The following is a 282-nucleotide window of genomic DNA, read 5'->3' on the forward strand; positions in this document are numbered from 1 at the left end:
GTTTATGCCCATCAGTAACCAAGCGGCTATCAGGTGGTTCAATAAAGGCAAAATCATCCACACTACCTAAGCGCAGGTTTGCCATCTGTAAAATAACGGACGCTAAATTGGTACGTAGAATCTCAGGTTCCGTAAATTCAGGACGACCTGTGAAATCTTCTTCACTATACAGACGAATACAAACACCTGGCGCGATACGACCGCAACGCCCTTTACGCTGATTGGCAGCGGCTTGGGAAATCGCTTCGATAGGGAGACGCTGCACGCGTGAGCGATATGAAT

Annotated in this window: 1 protein-coding gene; it reads right to left on the reverse strand. The window is 47.9% G+C overall.

Annotated elements, in window-relative coordinates; genetic code table 11:
• A partial coding sequence (locus AAEZ03_RS26945; protein WP_350582869.1) for a hypothetical protein occupies positions 1-282 on the reverse strand: 282 nt, incomplete at both ends.

Origin of the sequence: Pseudomonas sp. HY2-MNA-CIBAN-0224 (genome assembly GCF_040310285.1) — a bacterium.
In the GTDB taxonomy this organism is placed as follows: domain Bacteria; phylum Pseudomonadota; class Gammaproteobacteria; order Pseudomonadales; family Pseudomonadaceae; genus Aquipseudomonas; species Aquipseudomonas helleri.